16 protein-coding genes are annotated in these 16759 nt (G+C 68.3%); 12 read left to right on the top strand and 4 right to left on the bottom strand.

Translation table 11 applies throughout. The annotated features are described in order from the left end of the window. Positions 1–60 precede the first annotated feature (60 nt). Positions 61–705: a malonic semialdehyde reductase gene (locus tag ACOQOP_RS12370; protein ID WP_420562116.1), complete on the bottom strand. Its 645-nt coding sequence runs from the start codon at positions 703–705 to the stop codon at positions 61–63. A 95-nt stretch (positions 706–800) separates the two neighbouring features. Between ACOQOP_RS12370 and ACOQOP_RS12365 the strand changes: the two genes are divergently transcribed. The 12 genes from ACOQOP_RS12365 (at position 801) to pncA (ending at position 11118) form a co-directional block, all read left to right on the top strand. After that, a complete protein-coding gene (locus tag ACOQOP_RS12365; RefSeq protein WP_420562115.1) occupies positions 801–1247 on the top strand; it encodes a hypothetical protein in 447 nt (148 codons plus the stop codon). 16 nt (positions 1248–1263) lie between these two features. After that, on the top strand, positions 1264–2028 hold the full coding sequence (locus ACOQOP_RS12360; protein ID WP_420562114.1) for a sulfite exporter TauE/SafE family protein: 765 nt from the start codon (positions 1264–1266) through the stop codon (positions 2026–2028). Between the two features lie 85 nt (positions 2029–2113). Continuing rightward, positions 2114–3247, top strand: coding sequence for an isocitrate/isopropylmalate dehydrogenase family protein (locus ACOQOP_RS12355; protein ID WP_420562113.1), 1134 nt, complete (start codon positions 2114–2116; stop codon positions 3245–3247). Between the two features lie 63 nt (positions 3248–3310). Then, positions 3311–3814 carry a PilZ domain-containing protein gene (locus ACOQOP_RS12350; RefSeq protein ID WP_420562112.1) on the top strand — a complete coding sequence of 168 codons (504 nt, stop codon included), beginning with the start codon at positions 3311–3313 and terminating at the stop codon, positions 3812–3814. A 25-nt stretch (positions 3815–3839) separates the two neighbouring features. Then, positions 3840–4253, top strand: a complete 414-nt coding sequence (locus ACOQOP_RS12345; RefSeq protein WP_420562111.1) for a DUF350 domain-containing protein — start codon at positions 3840–3842, stop codon at positions 4251–4253. Between the two features lie 3 nt (positions 4254–4256). Continuing rightward, positions 4257–5087 (top strand): S1 family peptidase, encoded by an 831-nt coding sequence (locus ACOQOP_RS12340; RefSeq protein ID WP_420562110.1) that lies wholly within the window; start codon positions 4257–4259, stop codon positions 5085–5087. 64 nt (positions 5088–5151) lie between these two features. After that, positions 5152–7902, top strand: a complete 2751-nt coding sequence (locus tag ACOQOP_RS12335) for a response regulator (protein WP_420562109.1) — start codon at positions 5152–5154, stop codon at positions 7900–7902. Between the two features lie 75 nt (positions 7903–7977). After that, the gene (locus ACOQOP_RS12330; protein ID WP_420562108.1) at positions 7978–8322 is read left to right on the top strand and encodes a PilZ domain-containing protein; all 345 of its coding nucleotides are present in this window, start codon (positions 7978–7980) and stop codon (positions 8320–8322) included. 85 nt (positions 8323–8407) lie between these two features. Next, positions 8408–8794, top strand: a complete 387-nt coding sequence (locus ACOQOP_RS12325) for an ArsR/SmtB family transcription factor (RefSeq protein WP_420562107.1) — start codon at positions 8408–8410, stop codon at positions 8792–8794. A 25-nt stretch (positions 8795–8819) separates the two neighbouring features. Beyond that, entirely contained in the window at positions 8820–9332 is a 513-nt protein-coding gene (locus tag ACOQOP_RS12320; protein ID WP_420562106.1) for an arsenate reductase ArsC, read from the top strand. A gap of 24 nt (positions 9333–9356) precedes the next feature. After that, positions 9357–10421: an ACR3 family arsenite efflux transporter gene (gene arsB / locus ACOQOP_RS12315; protein WP_420562105.1), complete on the top strand. Its 1065-nt coding sequence runs from the start codon at positions 9357–9359 to the stop codon at positions 10419–10421. Positions 10422–10479: 58 nt separating this feature from the next. Further along, positions 10480–11118: a bifunctional nicotinamidase/pyrazinamidase gene (pncA, locus tag ACOQOP_RS12310; RefSeq protein ID WP_420562104.1), complete on the top strand. Its 639-nt coding sequence runs from the start codon at positions 10480–10482 to the stop codon at positions 11116–11118. Here pncA and ACOQOP_RS12305 read toward each other — a convergent pair. From ACOQOP_RS12305 to ACOQOP_RS12295, 3 genes are all read right to left on the bottom strand, one after another. Then, complete coding sequence (locus ACOQOP_RS12305; protein WP_420562103.1) at positions 11115–12362, bottom strand: cation:proton antiporter; 1248 nt, start codon at positions 12360–12362, stop codon at positions 11115–11117. The genes pncA and ACOQOP_RS12305 overlap by 4 nt on opposite strands. Positions 12363–12447: 85 nt before the next feature. Next, positions 12448–15636, bottom strand: a complete 3189-nt coding sequence (locus ACOQOP_RS12300) for an efflux RND transporter permease subunit (RefSeq protein ID WP_420562102.1) — start codon at positions 15634–15636, stop codon at positions 12448–12450. Next, positions 15633–16748 carry an efflux RND transporter periplasmic adaptor subunit gene (locus tag ACOQOP_RS12295; RefSeq protein ID WP_420562101.1) on the bottom strand — a complete coding sequence of 372 codons (1116 nt, stop codon included), beginning with the start codon at positions 16746–16748 and terminating at the stop codon, positions 15633–15635. The genes ACOQOP_RS12300 and ACOQOP_RS12295 overlap by 4 nt, the downstream gene beginning before the upstream one ends. Between the last annotated feature and the right edge of the window lie 11 nt (positions 16749–16759).

Below are 16759 nucleotides of genomic sequence, written 5' to 3'. Positions count from 1 at the left end.
TCCAACGCCTGTCGGCGGCATCGGATCCCCGCCCGGATTGGCGCGCCCCGTGGCGCGCGATCATACGATGCTGCAAACATCCTCGAAGTCAAAGCGCGGCAGGCGCTGGAAGACGCTCTCCGGGGTCCCGTATCCGAGGTTGCACAGGAAATTGGACTTGATTGTGGTGCCGGCGAAGAACTCCGCATCCACCTTGCCCTGGTCGAAGCCGGACATCGGCCCGCAGTCGAGGCCCAACGCCCGGGCGGCGATCATCAGATAGGCGCCCTGGAGCGAGCCGTTACGGAAGCCGCCGGTTTCGGCCGCCTGCGGATTGTCCTTGAAGGCGCCGGACATGTCGCGGTGCGGGAACAGGAACGGGAACTTCTCCCAGAAGGCCGGATCATATCCGACGATCGCGCAGACCGGGGCCGCCATGGTCTTGTCCACGTTGCCGCCGGACAGCGCCGGCTTCAGCCGCTCCTTGCCGGCGGCACTCTTCACGAAGACCACCCGCATCGGCGAGCCGTTCGCGGCGGTCGGCCCCATCTTCGCCAGGTCGAACAGCGTGTGCAGGAGCGAGTCGGGCACGTCGCGGTCCTGCCAGCCGTTGAAGGTCCGGGCCTCGCGGAAGATCAGATCGAGCCCGTTGTCGTCGAGGGACTGGATACGCTGCTTGAGCGACCGAACGGCCTCCTGGGCGGCGGCGACTGCGGCGTCGGTCATGAATACTCCTCTTGTGGGCCGGCGAGAGCGGCTGTTGTTAACGCAGGGATATGCGTGTTTATTGCGCGGCGTAAAGGTCGTGGGAAAGAACTCAAATGAGCAAGACCATGGTGCGGCTGTTCTGCTTGCTGACGGTTGTCGCAGCAATTACCTGCGCGACACCCCTATGGACCGGGGCAGCCCAGGCCCAATCTCAGAGCCAGGGTGCGGACCCGCTGAGCGAGCGTGAGCGCCAGCTCATGGGCATCGCGGCGTCCTGCGTCGCCTTCTACCAGGCGGCCATGGCCGAGTTGGAGCTGCCGATCGACGACAACGAGGCGAAGCGGCAGACCTACCTGAAGGTCTTCGACACGCTGGCGAAGCGTAGCCGCACGCGAAGCGAATACGAGGCGTCGTTCCAGCGCGACGTCGTGATGCGCACCATCGAGGTCACGACGATCATCCAGAACGACCCGCAGACCGCCCGCCCCCAGGTGCTGGGCAACCTGCCGAAATGCGACGCCTATCTGGACGAGATGAAGACCGCGGCGGGACTGAGCTGACGCCTGGCACCGCCCAGTGGACGCTCTCCTCGCCCTGATCATCCCTGAGCCGCTCAGCGAGCTCGCGGCGCTCTCGCTGATCGCGCTCAGCTTCGTCACCTCGCTGATGACGGCGGCCCTCGGGCTCGGCGGCGGGATCCTCATGGTCGCCGCCATGGCCAGCGTGGTGCCGCCGGCCGCCCTGATCCCGGTCCATGGCATGGTGCAGCTCGGCTCGAACAGCGGGCGGGTGCTGCTGTTCCACCGCTTCATCCGCCGCTCCATCGTGCTCTGGTTCCTGCTCGGTGCGGCGGTCGGGGTGACGATCGGCGCCCAGGTCGCGATCCGCCTGCCGCGCGAGGTGCTGCTGATCGTCGTCGGCGGCTTCGTGCTGGTGACCACCTGGATGCCGTCGCTCGGCCGCTACAAGGTGCCGGACCGGGGCTTCGTCGCGATCGGGGCCGTCACTGCCTTCATCACCATGTTCGCCGGGGCGACGGGCCCGTTCCTCGCCCCCTTCCTGTCGCCGGAGCGGCTCGGCGACCGGCATGCCACAATTGGCACCTTCGCCGCCTGCATGACCCTGAAGCACGCCCTGAAGGTGACCGCCTTCGCGGCACTCGGCTTCGCCTATCTCCCGTGGCTGCCGCTGATCGGGCTGATGATCGTCAGCGGCTTTCTCGGCACCGTCGTCGGCCGTCAGATCGTCAACCGCATGCCCGAGGCCCGCTTCCGCACCGCCTTCCGGATCCTGTTGACCGTGCTCGCCCTGCGCCTGCTCTACGAAGGGCTTATCGGTTAAAGGCGCTTGTCGGCGTCCCCCCTGGCGCGCAACCATGCGCCGCAAGCCGCAAAGGCCACTGAAAGCGTTTGGGAGGAAGCCCGTCATGAGTGCCAATACCGCCTTCGAGATCTCCGTCTTTCCCGGTGACGGGATCGGCCCGGAGGTGATCGACCCGACCGTGGCGATCCTGGAGACCCTGCGCGACCGGATTGGCGGCTTCGACCTTCGGTTCCGTTCGGAGGCGGCGGGGGCGGCCCATTACAAGGAGACCGGCACCGCCCTTCCCGAGGAGGCGATGGCCCGGGCCGACAAGGCCGACGCGATCCTGCTGGGGGCGATGGGCATGCCGGAGATCCGCTATCCCGACGGCCGCGAGATCGCCCCGCAGCTCGATATGCGCGAGACCTTCGAGCTGTTCGCCGGCGTGCGGCCGGTCCGCACCCTGCCGGGCGCGCCGGTGCCGCTGGGCGATCCGCGCGCGCAGAACCTGGATTTCGTGCTGATCCGCGAGAGCACCGAGGGGCTGTTTGCCGGGCGCGGCAAGACCGTCTTCGACGGCCCCGCCGACCGGCCGACCGCCGCCCACGACACCCAGACCATCACCCGGGCGGGCTCCGAGCGGCTGTTCGAGTTCGCCTTCAACCTGGGTGCGAAGCGCAGGGAGCGCGGCCATTCCGGCAAGGTGACCTGCATCGACAAGGCCAACGTGATCGGCGGCTTCTACTTCTTCCGCCAGATCTTCGACGAGGTCGCCGCCCGCCATGGGGTGACCGAGCCGGACCACATGTATGTGGATGCCTGCGCGCTGAACATGGTTCGCCGGCCCTGGCAGTTCGACGTCCTGGTCACCGAGAACATGTTCGGCGACATCCTGTCCGATCTCGGCGCCGGGCTGATGGGCGGCATGGGCATGGCGCCCTCGGCCGATATCGGCCCGCGCCACGCGGTGTTCCAGCCCTGCCACGGCAGCGCGCCGGACATCGTCGGCCAGGGCCTGGCCAATCCGACGGCGACCCTGCTCTCGGCTGTGATGATGCTGGAATGGCTGGCCGACATCCATGGTGTGGCCGATTGTGCCCGGGCCGGGCGAATCCTCGACAAGGCGGTGGAGGTCGCGTTCCAGGACAACGGACTGGTGCCGACCGAGTATGGCGGTTCGTCGGGCACTCGGGCGATCACCGACGCCGTGGTGGCGGCGATCACCGACGGCCGGGCGGAGGCGCGGCTGGACGCATAGGCGATACCGGTCGCCTGTCGGTAATGCTAGGCTCCACCGACGACAACCGAACGGCGGCTTGCAATGTCCCTGGGCGACTCTGGCGCCATGTCCGGTGAGGGCCTGTTCGCGGGTATCGCGGTCGGAGCGGACCAGCGCAGGCAGGACCGCTACGTCGCCCACCGCACCGCCATCAACGTCGACCGGCAGCGCTGCCTGGTCCTGGACATTTCGAGCGGCGGGTTGCGCATGCAGACGCCGCCGGGAAGCTGGCAGGTCGGGGACGACATCCACGGCCTGCTGGTCTGCAAGGCGGGCGGCGCGGATATCCGCGTCGTGGTGCGCGGCCGGATCGTGCGGCTCGATCCCGACGGACAGACGGTCGGCGTGCAGTTCGCACCCCTGTCTCCCGCCCATCAGCAGGCGGTCGATGCGATCATTCAGATGATGGAGCGGCTGGAGATCGAGGCTTCCTACGAGCAGGCCCGCCACCCGAAATCGAGCCCGCCGATGCTGCGCGCCGCGGTGGCCATCGCGGTGTTCGGCGCCACGATCGGCATCGGCGCCCTATATCTGACGGTCCGATAGCCGTCCTTCGACCCGAGGTTCCCGCATGCAAGCCGTGATCGATTCCCTGCTGTCCGGACTGCCCTATCTCATCCTGCATCTGTCCGTGACGCTGGCCATGCTGGCGGTCGGTGCCTGGCTGTACGAGAAGATCACGCCGATCCGCGAGGTCGACCTGATCAAGGCGGGCAACGTCGCGGCGGCGGTCTCCTATTCCGGCGCCCTTCTGGGCATGGCGATCCCGCTCGCCTTCTGCATGGCGGTGAGCGTCAGCGTCCTCGACATCGTCGTCTGGGGCGTGGTGGCGCTGGCGCTGCAATTGGCCGTGGTCCGGCTGGTCGAGGCGGTCCTCGGCGGGCTGTGGCACCGGATCGAGGCCGATCAGATCGGGCCGGCGATCCTGGTCGCGGCGGTGAAGCTGTCCGTGGCCGTCGTCAATGCGGCCGCCGTCTCGGGCTGAGCCATGCGCCTGGGCAACAACCGGATCGGGCTCATCGGGTTCCTCCTGGTGATGCTGATCTCGACGATCTCCTCGTTCCTGGAGGATCCGCCGGAACCGCCCCGATCGGGCGGGGACACTTCCGTGCGTCGCCCCGTGCCGACCCTGCCGCCGGAGGATCTGGTCGGACTGCCGGAGTTCTCGGTCGAGATCGGCGCCAAGGGCGATGGCAGCGGCACCGCTTTCGCCATCGGCTCGGGCCTCTGGATGACGGCCCGGCACGTGGTCGATGGCTGCGACGTGGTCGGCATCCGGGAGGCCCCCCGCCGCGGCATCCGGGCGCGCTCCTTCTCCGTGCATGACAGCGCCGACGTGGCGGTCATGCGGCTCGACCGGTCCGGGCCGCCGGTCCGCGTCGCCGACGCGCCGCCGGAGCGCGGCGACATCGCCTATCACGTGGGTTTTCCCCGCGGCGAGCCGGGTGAGATGCGCTCGCGGATGCTCGGGCTCAGCGTCATGAGCGCCCATGGCCGCTACAGCACCCGCGAGCCGGTCATCGCCTGGGCGGAGCTGGAGCGCTATCCGGACGATTCCCGACCGCTGTCCGGCCTCAGCGGCGGCCCGGTCTTCGACAGCCAGGGCCGCCTCATCGGCGTGCATGTGGCCGGATCGATCCGCCGAGGACGCTCGTTCACCGCCCACCCGTCCTCGATCCACGAGATGCTGGCGCGGGCCGGGGCGACCCCCTCCGCCCGCGGCGCCGTTCCGACCTTCACCCCGGCCACCTTGCCCGATGTCGCCGACCGGCTGCGGGACCAGGAAACGGTGGTCATGGCCCTGTGCGACGTCCGCTAGCGGTCCCGCTTTCGCGAACTCCGATCTGAGACTAGGGTACTCCGGGGGCGATGGGAGTATCGCGTTGGTCTTTCATACCGAGATCCGGGACGCCATAGATCGCCTTGTCGAGAACCGGACGATCCGAGGTCTGTACCGCGAGTGGAGCGATCTGGCGACGGCCGACCGGCTGCCCCCCTTCGGCTCCTTCGATCCCGAGAAGCGTCCGCTGCTGACCTCGAACCTGATGGTCCTGGTCCCGGAGGAGGCGGGGTACCGGTACCGGCACTACGGGGTGAGCATCGCCCGGGCGTCCGGGTTCGACATGACGGGACGGTCCACCGTCGATTTCGACAGCGATGTCGGCCGGTTCTTCGAGGAGAAGTACCTCCAGACCCTGGCCAGCCGGCAGCCGCTGTACACCCTGCACCGGGCGAGCCACGCCCGTGGCGTGCTGCTGTGGGAGCGCCTGATCCTGCCGGTGGATCACGACGGCAGCGCCGTGCTGGTCTGCTACAACACCCCGGCCGACAACAAGAGCGACGCCTTCGACGCGCTGATGGAGACCAGTACCGAGGGGCTTCTGCTGCTGCGCCCGACCCTGGACGAGGCGGGGCAGGCGACCGGCTTCGTCATCGCGGTGGCGAACCGGCGGGTGCAGGAGATCTTCGGAACCGCCGAGCCGCTGGACGGCCGGCCGCTGAGCGATGCCTCGCCCGTCGTCAGCGACCAGGTCTCCGACGCCTGCAAGCGGGTGCTGACAACGGGCGAGACCGAGCGCCTGCGGATCCACGGCGGCGCCGTCGCGTCGGATGACGCCCCGATCTACCAGGTCGGGCTCTCCAGCGCGTCGGACAGGGTGATGATGTCGCTCAGCGACGTCACCGAGGTCACCCGGGCCAAGGAGGCGGCCGAGCAGGCGAACGAGGGCAAGTCGCGCTTCCTGGCGATGATGAGCCACGAGATCCGCACGCCGATGAACGGGCTGATCGGCATGCTGGGGCTCGTCCTGAAATCCGAGCTCGGCGCCGAGCAGCGCTCGATGGTGACCCTGGCCAAGCAGTCGGCCGACAACCTGCTCGTCATCCTCAACGACATCCTGGATTTCTCGAAGATCGAGTTCGACAAGCTGGAACTGGAGCGTGCGCCGTTCGAGCTGAACGATCTCGTCGCCGGCGTGACCGATCTGTTCTATCCGCAGGCGGCGGCCAAGGGGTTGGAGGTGGTCTGCTATATCGACACCGCCCTCCCGATGCGCCGCCTGGGCGATCCGAGCCGGGTGCGGCAGATCCTGATGAACCTGGTCGGCAACGCGGTGAAATTCACCGAAACCGGGTCCGTGACCCTGAGCGTCACCGCCGGCTCCGGCGCCACCGTACGGTTCGAGGTCTGCGACACCGGTGTGGGCATACCGGCGGAGCGTCTGCACTCTCTGTTCGAGGAATTCACCCAGGCCGACGAAAGCATCTCGCGCCGCTTCGGCGGGACCGGTCTCGGGCTGGCGATCAGCCAGCGGCTGGCCCAGCTCATGGGCGGGACGATCACGGCGGAGTCGGCGACTGGGTCGGGTAGCCGGTTCCGTCTCGACCTGCCGCTCGACTCGGCCGCGGACCAGACCCCGACCGCCGACCGGATCGCCCGGCTGCGCGGCAGGCGCTGTCTGATCGTCGACGACACGGCCGTGAACGTCGAGATTTTCCGCCGCCAGGTGGCGTTGTGGGGCATGGAAGGCGTCGGGCTGAACGATCCCCTCCAGGCTGTCTCTCTGCTTCGGGAGGCGGCGGGGGAGGGCCGGCCGTTCGACATGGCCATTCTCGACCACCGGATGCCGGGGTGCTCCGGTCTGGACCTGGCACGGGATGTGCGTGGCGATCCGAGCCTGGCCGGGATCCGGCTGATCCTGGCCACATCGGCCGATATCGGCTTAAGCGAAGGGCGCGACGGCACCGACCTGGTCGACCGGCTCCTGCGCAAGCCGATCCAGCCGCTCGACCTGATGTCGGCCCTGGCCGGCAACGAGACCTGTCAGCCAGCCGGCGCGCAGGCCGAGGAGACTCGCATGACGGATCATCCGCTTCGGCTGCTGGTGGCTGAGGACAACAACATCAACCGCATCCTGATGCAGACCGCCCTGACGCGGCTCGGCCATACGGTGTCCCTGGCCGAGAATGGGGTCGAGGCGGTCGACGCCGTGCGGCGCGAGACCTTCGACGTTATCCTGATGGATATCGAGATGCCGGAGATGGACGGCGAGGAGGCCGCGCGCCGGATCCGCGCGGACCATGGGGCGAAACCGGCGATGGTCGCGCTGACGGCCCATGCCGGAGAGACCCATCGCGAGCGGTTTCTGTCGATCGGCTTCGACGGGTATCTCGCCAAGCCGATCGATTTCGAAGCACTGGAGGCTCTGCTCGGAGAGCTCACGGCCGGCGGCGTGTCCCCCGGGAGCAGCGAGCCGACGGCGCCCTCCACCGCCTCGATCGTGCCAGGACGCATCGAGTCGCTCATCGAGGCGCTCGATCTGGAGACGGTGGCGTCGATGCTCGACAAGTTCGCCGACAGTCTGGAGACGGCGCGGCCGACATTGACGTCGATGTGGGAAAAGGGTGATCTGGCCGGCATGGCTGCTCAGGCCCACGCCCTGAGGGGGATGAGCCTCAATTTCGGGGCCCAGATCCTGGCGGAGACGGCCCGGACGGCGGAGCAGAAGCTCGCCTCGGGGACGGCGCTGAGCCAGGCGGAGATGAAAAGGCTGGTCGATCAGATTGTCCATACATATCATGAGGTCTTGGACTTGGCGGATCGACTTCGCCGGAATAGCAGCCGCATCTCGTAGTGATGCCGACCGCGCGGCGGGCGCGCCCGTCCCGGTCGGTGACCTGAACTGTCACGCTGGTGCAATGGATCTGCGATGAGCAAGGAACGCCGGAATTTCGAACGTCGGACCACGGACACGTTGGCGACGGTCGCCACCATCGGAAACCAGGATCTCGATACCGCCGCCCGGGTGATCAATCTCTCGGTGAACGGATTGCGTCTGGCCACGCCTGCGACACTGCTCATCGAGCAGCAGTATCGGGTGAAGCTGGCCAAGACGAACGGCTGGTTCGAGATCGTCGTGCAGGAGCGGATCGGCGACGAGTATCGCTGCCGGATCGAGACTCCCTGGGACGATCTGCAGGACGTGATCCGTCAGAGCGACGATCTCACCCTGCTGGTGCTGGCCTCGTCCGAGATCGACGAGGACGACCGATGAGCTGGCCACCGTCGCTGACTCTTAATAACCTCTTTTATTTTGTGTCATTCATGTGCAACAATTCAATGATATTTGAAAAATGAGAATGGTCGAGGAACAGGCGATAGGTGCCTTCGCCGCACTGGCGCATGAGAACAGGCTGACGATCTTCCGGTCGCTCATGCGGGCCGGGCCGTCGGGCATGTCAGCGGGGGACATCGCAGCCGCCGCCGGACTCGCCCCGTCGAACGTCTCCTTCCATGTCGCCCAGATGGAGAGGGCAGGGTTACTGCGGTCCTGGCGGGTCCGGCGGAACATCTTCTATGCCGTCGAGACCGAGGGCGTGCAGCAGCTGCTCGCGTTCCTGACCGAGGAGTGCTGCGCCGGTCATCCGGAGCTGTGCGGGCTTCACGTGGCCGGGCGATCCGGCACGGGGCGCGTCATGGCACCGGTGACCGAAGGAAAACTGACCGGGGACACCGCTGCCGAGTGACCCGGGCTGATCTGAGGCGGGGGTCATGGCTGACGACAAGATCTACAACGTGCTGTTCCTGTGCACGGGCAATTCCGCGCGCAGCATTCTGGCCGAGGCCATTCTGCAGCGCGAAGGGATGGGACGGTTCCGGGCGTTCAGCGCCGGGAGCCACCCCAAGGGCGAGGTGCATCCCTTCGCCCTGGACCTGCTGACGCGGCAGAACCATCCGGTCGATGGCCTGCGCTCCAAGAGCTGGGACGAGTTCGCCGCCCCGGGCGCGCCCGAGATGCACTTCGTCTTCACCGTCTGCGACGATGCCGCGGCCGAGACCTGCCCGGTATGGCCGGGTCAGCCGATGACCGCCCATTGGGGCGTCCCGGACCCGGCGGCCGCCACCGGCACGGAGGCCGAGCGTCGTCTGGCCTTCTCCGAAGCCTACCGGATGCTGAACAACCGGATTTCGATCTTCGTCAACCTGCCGCTGAACGCGATCGACAACCTGGCGCTGAAGCGGCGGCTCGCCGAACTGGGGCGCACCCCCTCCAGCGCCGCATAACCTTCCCTGACCGACGGATTGACTATGACGCAGGATATTGCCCAGCCGGCCCCGCCGGCCGGAATCGGGTTCTTCGAGAAATGGCTGTCCGTCTGGGTAGCCCTGTGCATCGCAGCGGGCGTCGCCCTCGGCTCCACCGTCCCGGGGGTCTTCGAGGCCCTGGCGGCGGTCGAGGTCGCCCGGGTCAACCTGATCGTCGCCGTCCTGATCTGGGCGATGGTCTACCCGATGATGGTGAATATCGATTTCGCCAGCCTCGGCCACGTCGCCGACAAGCCCAAGGGGCTGGCGATCACCATCCTGGTCAACTGGCTGATCAAGCCCTTCACAATGGCCGGGCTCGGCGTGCTGTTCTTCGAGGTCGTGTTCGCCGACCTGATCTCGCCGGAGGATGCCCAGCAATACATCGCCGGACTGATCCTGCTCGGGGCCGCGCCCTGCACGGCCATGGTGTTCGTCTGGTCGCAGCTCACCAAGGGCGATCCGAACTACACCCTGGTCCAGGTGTCGGTGAACGACGTGATCATGGTCTTCGCCTTCGCCCCGATCGTCGCCCTGCTGCTCGGCGTCACCGACATTGCCGTGCCGTGGGAGACCCTGCTGCTGTCGGTCGGCCTGTACGTGGTCATTCCGCTGGCCGCCGGAGCCCTGACCCGCTGGCGCCTGACGACCCATGGCGGCGGCGAGGCGGCGGTCGCCCGGTTCACCGGGGCGATCAAGCCGGTCTCCATCCTCGGGCTGCTGGCCACGGTGGTGCTGCTGTTCGGCTTCCAGGGTCAGGTGATCCTGGAGCGCCCGCTGGTGATCGCCATGATCGCCGTCCCGCTGCTGCTGCAGTCCTACGGCATCTTCGCCGTCGCCTACGCGGCGGCCTGGGTCTGGCGGGTGCCGTTCTCCATCGCCGCTCCCTGCGCGCTGATCGGCACCTCCAACTTCTTCGAGCTGGCGGTCGCGGTGGCGATCAGCCTGTTCGGGTTGGAGTCCGGAGCCGCCCTTGCCACGGTCGTGGGCGTGCTGGTGGAGGTGCCGGTGATGCTGTCGCTGGTCGCCTTCGCCAACCGCACGAAAGGCGCCTTCCGCGCGGAGTGATGCATCGACGGGTCGGCGTCGCGCACGCTACCCTTCGAGCAACCCATCGGAGGTGCCCATGGCCGTGATGCCGCTGCGCGAGACCGACTGTCTCGTCCTGATCGACCTGCAATACGACTTCATGCCCGGCGGTGCGCTCGCGGTGGCCGAGGGCGATCTGCTGGTGCCGATCGCCAACCGGCTGGCCGAGCGGTTCACCCATGTGGTCGCCACCCAGGACTGGCACCCGGCCGGTCACAGCTCCTTCGCCTCGCAACATCCCGGGCGTGAACCGTTCACCACTGTTGAGATGCCCTACGGCACCCAGACCCTGTGGCCGGACCACTGCGTCCAGGGCACGCCGGGCGCGGAGTTGCACAAGGACCTGGCCCTCGACCGGGCGGAGATGATCATCCGCAAGGGCTACCGGCGCGACATCGACAGCTATTCGGCGTTCCTGGAGAACGACCAGACCACGCCCACCGGTCTTGCCGGCTATCTGAGGGAGCGGGGAATCGAGCGGCTGTTCTTCGCCGGGCTGGCCACCGATTTCTGCGTCGCCTGGTCCGTGCTCGACGCCCGCACGGCCGGGTTCGAGGCGGTGATCCTCACCGATGCCTGCCGGGCGATCGACCTCGCCGGCTCGCTTGACGCGGCGATGGCCGGCATGGCCGAGGTCGGGGCGGTGATCACCGAGAGTTCGGCGCTCCTGGGTTAGTCGGCACCTGCCTTGCGCATGTAGTGGCGCACCACCCGACCAGTCGTCAGGCCCTGAACCACGATCGAGAAGATCACCACCACATAGGTGACGGTGAGCAGCAGCGGCTTTTCCGGATGGTCGGGCAGGGACAGGACCAGGGCGACGGAGATCGCGCCCCGCAGTCCGCCCCAGGTCATGATCGGCACCACGCCCGGGGTGAACTCCCGGCCCAGCCTGAGGACCGTGATCGGCACGCCGACCGCGATGGCCCGGGCGACCAGCACCAGCGGGATCGACGCCAGGCCGTAGAGCAGGTAGCTGGTGTCGAACGCGACGGTCAGGACCTCCAGGCCGATCAGCAGGAACAGCACCGCGTTCAGGATCTCGTCGATTAGCCGCCAGAACGAGTCCACATGCTCCCGGGTGGTGGCGCTCATGCCGTAGCGCACGCCGCTATGGCCGATCAGCAGGCCGGCGACCACCACGGCGATCGGGCCGCTCATGTGCAGGGCGTGGGCGAGCGAGTAGGTGCCCATCACCAGGGCGAGGGTCAGCAGCACCTCCAGGGCGTAGTCGTCCATCCGCCGCATGATCCGGTAGACGAGCCACCCGGCCGCCCCGCCCAGCACGGCCCCGCCGCCGGCCTCCAGCACGAAGAGCTCGGCCATCTCCAGGGCGGTGATCGGACTGTCCGTCGCCTCCCGGAACGCCACGGCGGTGGCGATCAGGAACACCACATAGGCCACACCGTCGTTGAACAGGCTCTCGCCGGCGATCTTGGTTTCCAGCGCCTTGGGCACCTTGATCGACTTCAGCAGGCTGAGCACCGCCACAGGGTCGGTCGGCGAGATCAGCGCCCCGAAGACGAAGGCGATCAGGATCGGCACCCCGGCGATCAGGTGGAAGCCCAGGGCGACCAGGGCGGTGGAGATCAGCACGCCCAGGGTCGCCATCAGGGCGACCGCCCATTTCTGTTCGTGCAGGGATTCGAAATCCACGTGCAGGGCGCCGGCGAACAGCAGGAATCCGAGCATGCCCTTGAGCAGCGCGTCGGCGAAGTCGATCTCCAGGATCTGCCGGCGGACCACGTTGTCGATGCTGAAGCCGGGGATGACCGCATTGAGCCCGACCAGGATCAGCGAGGCCGCCAGACCGATGACCACAAGGCCGACGGTCGCCGGCAGTCGGATCACGAAATGGTTCAGCACGCCGCAGGCCGCCGCCAGGCTGACCAGGATGGCGGCGATGTCGAATGGCGTCATGGGGACCCCGGGCTGTGCGGCTGAACGACGGAGGCTTCGTGTCTAGCACCAAACCTTCGGCCCATGCACGAGCTGGCCGGTGGCGTCAGTCGTTGCCGGCCACCTGCGGCTTGGGACCGGACCGCGCGGGGGAGGGCACCTCATCGCCCTCGGCCACGTCCGGGACGGTCTGTGCGTGCGCCATCTCCCGCTCCAGCTTGCCGGCCCCGCTGGCCCGGGCGGGGGACAGTCGGGCGAGCGCCAGATAGACCACCGGCGTCAGGTAGAGGGTGAACACGGCCGCCAGGCCGAGCCCGCCGAACACCACCCAGCCGATCGCCATACGCGCCTCCGCCCCCGGCCCGTGGCTGAGGATCAGCGGCAGGCCGCCCAGGACGGTGGAGACCATGGTCATCACGATCGGGCGCAGGCGGACCACCGCCGACCGCTCCACCGCCTCGCGCACCGAGAAGCCGCGGTCGCGGAGCTGGTCGGCGAACTCGACCAGCAGGATGCCGTTCTTCGCCATCAGCCCGATCATCATCACCAGCCCGATCTGGCTGTAGACGTTCATGGAGGTGCCGGTGAGCATCAGCGCGTAGATCGCGGCGGCGATGCCGAACGGGACGGTGACCATGACGATGGCGGCACTGGTCACGCTCTCGAACTGGGCGACCAGGACCAGGAAGACGACGACGATGGCGATGGCGTAGGTGATCATCACCTCACGCTCGGCCTCCTCCAGCGCCTCGGCCTCGCCCAGCAGGATCATGTCGATCTCTTCGGGCAGGATCTCCTGGGCGATCTCCCGCACGTCGATCGCGGCCTGGTTCAGCGTGACGCCGGGGCTCACATCGGCGTCGATCTCCACCGCGCGGCGCTGAACATGGCGGTCGAGCTCATTGGCCACGCCCTCCTCGGTCAGGGTGACCAGGCTGGAGAGCGGCACCAGGGTGCCCCGGCTGGTGCGCACATGCAGGTTCACCAGGTCGCTCGGGTCATCGATCGCGCCGCCGCGCGCCTCCAGGATGATCGGGATCGACTCGTCGCGGACATTGAGGTCGGCGATATCCAGGCCGTCGATCATCACCCGCAGCGTGTCGGCCAGATCGTCCAGCGGGATGCCGAGGTCGGAGGCGCGCCGCCGGTCGATCCGCACGGAGAGCTGGGGCTGGGTCGGCTGGTAGGAGATGCGGATGTCGGACAGGTAGGGCAGCCGCTGCTCGATCTCCGCCGTCATGCGCTTGGCGGCCTCGAAGAGATCCAGGTAGTCGTTGCCGATCAGCGCGACCTCCAGCCCGCCGGTGTTGGAGCTGAGATCCAGGCTGTTGGAGCCGTAGACGCGGATCCGCATGCCGGGGATCGCGTTCATCTTCGGCCGGATCTCGTCCATGATCTCCTGCTGGGAGCGCTCGCGCAGATGCCACGGCGCAAGCGGGGCCGAGATGAACACCCGGTTCAGGTCGTAGCGGCCGACGATGGTGAACAGGGACTCGATCTCGCCGCTGTCCAGATAGGGCCGAAGCACCGCCTCCATGCGGTCGGACTGGCGGTCGCTGTAGGACAGACCCACGCCGTCGGGGCCGGAGCCGAAGATGAAGATGTTACCGCGGTCCTCGCTCGGCAGAAGTTCCCGGTCCAGGCGCTCGAACGCGAACCAGGAGCCGGCGGCGACCGTCAGGGCGACGGCGATGGCGACCAGCGGGACCGCCAGGACGGCGCGCAGGGTGGCGGCATAGACATCCGCCAGCCGGCGACCGAGCCGGCCCAGGGCCTGGCGCACGCCGTACCGGCTGGGACGGTCTGGGCCGAGCCGCGCGGCCAGGGCCGGCACCAGGGTGAGGGCGACGAAGGACGAGATCACCACCGCGATCGCCAGCACGAAGCCGAACTCGCGGAACAGGCGCCCGGCGGTGCTCGGCAGGAAGGAGATCGGCACGAAGACCGACACCAGGGTGGCGGTGGTCGCGAGCACGGCGAAGAACACCTGGCGCGACCCGAGGACGGCCGCTGCCCGGGCGCCGAGGGACTGGCCGCGCCGGCGCTGGATGTTCTCCAGCACCACGATGCTGTCGTCGACGATCAGGCCGGTCGCCAGCACCAGGGCGAGCAGGGTGAGGATGTTGATGGAGAAGCCGAGCAGCCAGATCGCCGCCACCGAGCCGATCAGCGCGATCGGGATCGACACGCAGGGGATCAGCGTGGCCGAGGGAGAACCGAGGAAGATCCAAAGGGTGGCGATGACGATCAGCACCGCCAGGAACAGGGTGTAGAGCACCTCCTCCACCGAGCCTTCGATGAATTCGGCGTCGTCGGAGGTGATGCTGACCTGCACCCGCTCGAAGCGGCTGTTCAGGTCGGCGACGGTCTCGTGCACCCGCTTGGAGATCTCGATGGTGTTCGACTGGGCCTGGCGCACGATGCCGAGACCGACCACCTGCGCGCCGTTCACCCGGACATAGCTCTCGGCGTCCTCGGGTCCGAAGAACACCTGGGCCACGTCGCCGATCCGGATGTTGTCGCGGATGACGATGGCCTCGACCTCGCTCGCCCGCTCCACCGTGGCGTCGGCCCGCACGATCAGTTCCTGGTCCTTGGAGCCGAAGCTGCCGGCGGGAATGTCGAAGGGGGCGTTCTCCAGCACGTCGATGACGTCGCTGGCGGAGAGCTGGTAGGAGCTCAGCCGCAGCGGGTCGAGCACCACGCGCAGCTGGCGTTCCCGGTCGCCGAACAGGGTCACGTCGGCCACGCCGTCGACGGAGATCAGCTCCGGGATGATGTCGTTCTCGACGATGCGGGCGAGGTCCTCGTCGTTCAGCCCTTCGCCCTGCACGGAGAGGCGCAGGACCGGATCGGCGTCGGCGTCCGCCTTCACCACGGCGAGCTGTTCCACGTTGTCGGGCAGCTCGCTCTGTACCCGGCTGACCGCCTCGCGCACATCGGCGGCGGCAAGGTCGAGATCGGCGCCGGGATCGAACTCGACCCGCATGCGGAAGTTGTTCTCCTCGCTGGAGGAGCGGATCCGGCGCACGCCGTTCACCCGGGCGACCGCGCCCTCGACGATGCTGGTCACCTCCCGGTCCATGGTCTCCGGCGAGGCGCCCTGCAGGATGCCGCGCACGCTGACGATCGGCCGGTCGACATTCGGCAGCTCGCGGACCTCCACCGCCAGGATGGCGGCGAAGCCGGCGATCGCGATCAGCAGGTTCATCACCAGCACCAGCAGCGGCCGGCGGACGCTCAGGGCCGGCAGGTCGCTGACGCCGGGGGACGGCGACGGCGCCTGGTCGCTCATGATCCCGCACCCTGAAGCTGGGCCGGGACCGGCTGCGGGGCGGCCTGGTCCTCCGGAATGATCTCCACCGGCGCGCCGGGCCGCATGCGGTGCAGCCCCTCGACCACGACGAGATCGCCCCGGTCGACGGCGCCGTCCACCAGCACCATGGCCTCCTGGCGCTGCAGGATGGTCACCGGTACCCGCATCGCCTCCTGGTCGCGGACGACCCAGAGGAACGACCCGTCGCCGCCCCACTGGATGGCGATCTCGGGCACCCGGGGGCGCTCCGGTCCGCGGATGTCCAGGCTGACCCGGAAGCTCATGCCGGGGCGCAGGCGGTCGTCCTCGTTCGGGATGCGCGCCCGCACCGTGAAGGAGCGATTGTCCTCGTCCACGCGGCTGTCGACGTCATAGACCGTGCCTTCGGCCGAGATGTCGGTGCCGGTCCAGGGCACGACCGAGGCGGTGTCGCCCACCGAGATCCGGCCCAGCAGGGCCTCCGGCGCATCGAAACGGACCAGCAGGGTGGAGCGGTCGTCCAGGGTGGCGATCCGGGTGTCGGAGGTGATGCGGTCGCCCACATCCAGGTCGGTCAGGCCGATCCGGCCGGAGAACGGGGCGACGACGAAGCGGTCGGACAGCGCGACCTCGGCCGTCCTCAGCTCGATCCGGGCGGCCTCCAGGGTGGTCAGCGCGTCGTCCAGGGTCGCCTGGGCAACCGCGCCGGAGCGGCTGAGGCTGCGCAGGCGGCCGACGATGCGGTCGGCGTCGGCCCGCCGGACCCGGGCGAGCTCGACGGCCAGCTCCTCGGCCTCGCGGTCGAGTTCCAGCAGCACGTCGCCCTCGGTGACCTGCTGGTCGGAGGTGAAGTTGATGGCCTCGATCTCGCCGGCCGCTGGGGCGTAGAGGGTTGCGGAGCGGCGCGCGCGGGCGGTCCCGACGGCCTCCAGGCGGATCCGCTCGTGGCTGAAGCTCACCTCGGCCACCACCGCCGCGTTCGGACGGTTGGCAGCGCTGCCGCCGGGCGTGCCGGTCCCTTCCTCGGACAGGATTGGGGCCGCGAAGATCCAGCCTGCGACGACCAGGGCGCCCAGCAGTCCGACGACGAAAATTTGGCGCAGGATACTCATGCAGCCCTCCG

Origin of the sequence: Thalassobaculum sp., assembly GCF_965223715.1 — a bacterium.
In the GTDB taxonomy this organism is placed as follows: Bacteria; Pseudomonadota; Alphaproteobacteria; order Thalassobaculales; family Thalassobaculaceae; genus Thalassobaculum.
Note: the sequence above shows the minus strand (reverse complement) of the source record. Positions and strands in the feature narration are given on the sequence as shown.

Bases quoted from the DNA above. Each gene is read 5' to 3' on its own strand.
- ACOQOP_RS12370 (WP_420562116.1), bottom strand. From the start codon at position 705: ATGACCGACGCCGCAGTCGCCGCCGCCCAGGAGGCCGTTCGGTCGCTC.
- ACOQOP_RS12365 (WP_420562115.1), top strand. From the start codon at position 801: ATGAGCAAGACCATGGTGCGGCTGTTCTGCTTGCTGACGGTTGTCGCA.
- ACOQOP_RS12355 (WP_420562113.1), top strand. From the start codon at position 2,114: ATGAGTGCCAATACCGCCTTCGAGATCTCCGTCTTTCCCGGTGACGGG.
- ACOQOP_RS12350 (WP_420562112.1), top strand. From the start codon at position 3,311: ATGTCCCTGGGCGACTCTGGCGCCATGTCCGGTGAGGGCCTGTTCGCG.
- ACOQOP_RS12345 (WP_420562111.1), top strand. From the start codon at position 3,840: ATGCAAGCCGTGATCGATTCCCTGCTGTCCGGACTGCCCTATCTCATC.
- ACOQOP_RS12340 (WP_420562110.1), top strand. From the start codon at position 4,257: ATGCGCCTGGGCAACAACCGGATCGGGCTCATCGGGTTCCTCCTGGTG.
- ACOQOP_RS12330 (WP_420562108.1), top strand. From the start codon at position 7,978: ATGAGCAAGGAACGCCGGAATTTCGAACGTCGGACCACGGACACGTTG.
- ACOQOP_RS12325 (WP_420562107.1), top strand. From the start codon at position 8,408: ATGGTCGAGGAACAGGCGATAGGTGCCTTCGCCGCACTGGCGCATGAG.
- ACOQOP_RS12320 (WP_420562106.1), top strand. From the start codon at position 8,820: ATGGCTGACGACAAGATCTACAACGTGCTGTTCCTGTGCACGGGCAAT.
- arsB (WP_420562105.1), top strand. From the start codon at position 9,357: ATGACGCAGGATATTGCCCAGCCGGCCCCGCCGGCCGGAATCGGGTTC.
- pncA (WP_420562104.1), top strand. From the start codon at position 10,480: ATGGCCGTGATGCCGCTGCGCGAGACCGACTGTCTCGTCCTGATCGAC.
- ACOQOP_RS12305 (WP_420562103.1), bottom strand. From the start codon at position 12,362: ATGACGCCATTCGACATCGCCGCCATCCTGGTCAGCCTGGCGGCGGCC.
- ACOQOP_RS12300 (WP_420562102.1), bottom strand. From the start codon at position 15,636: ATGAGCGACCAGGCGCCGTCGCCGTCCCCCGGCGTCAGCGACCTGCCG.
- ACOQOP_RS12295 (WP_420562101.1), bottom strand. From the start codon at position 16,748: ATGAGTATCCTGCGCCAAATTTTCGTCGTCGGACTGCTGGGCGCCCTG.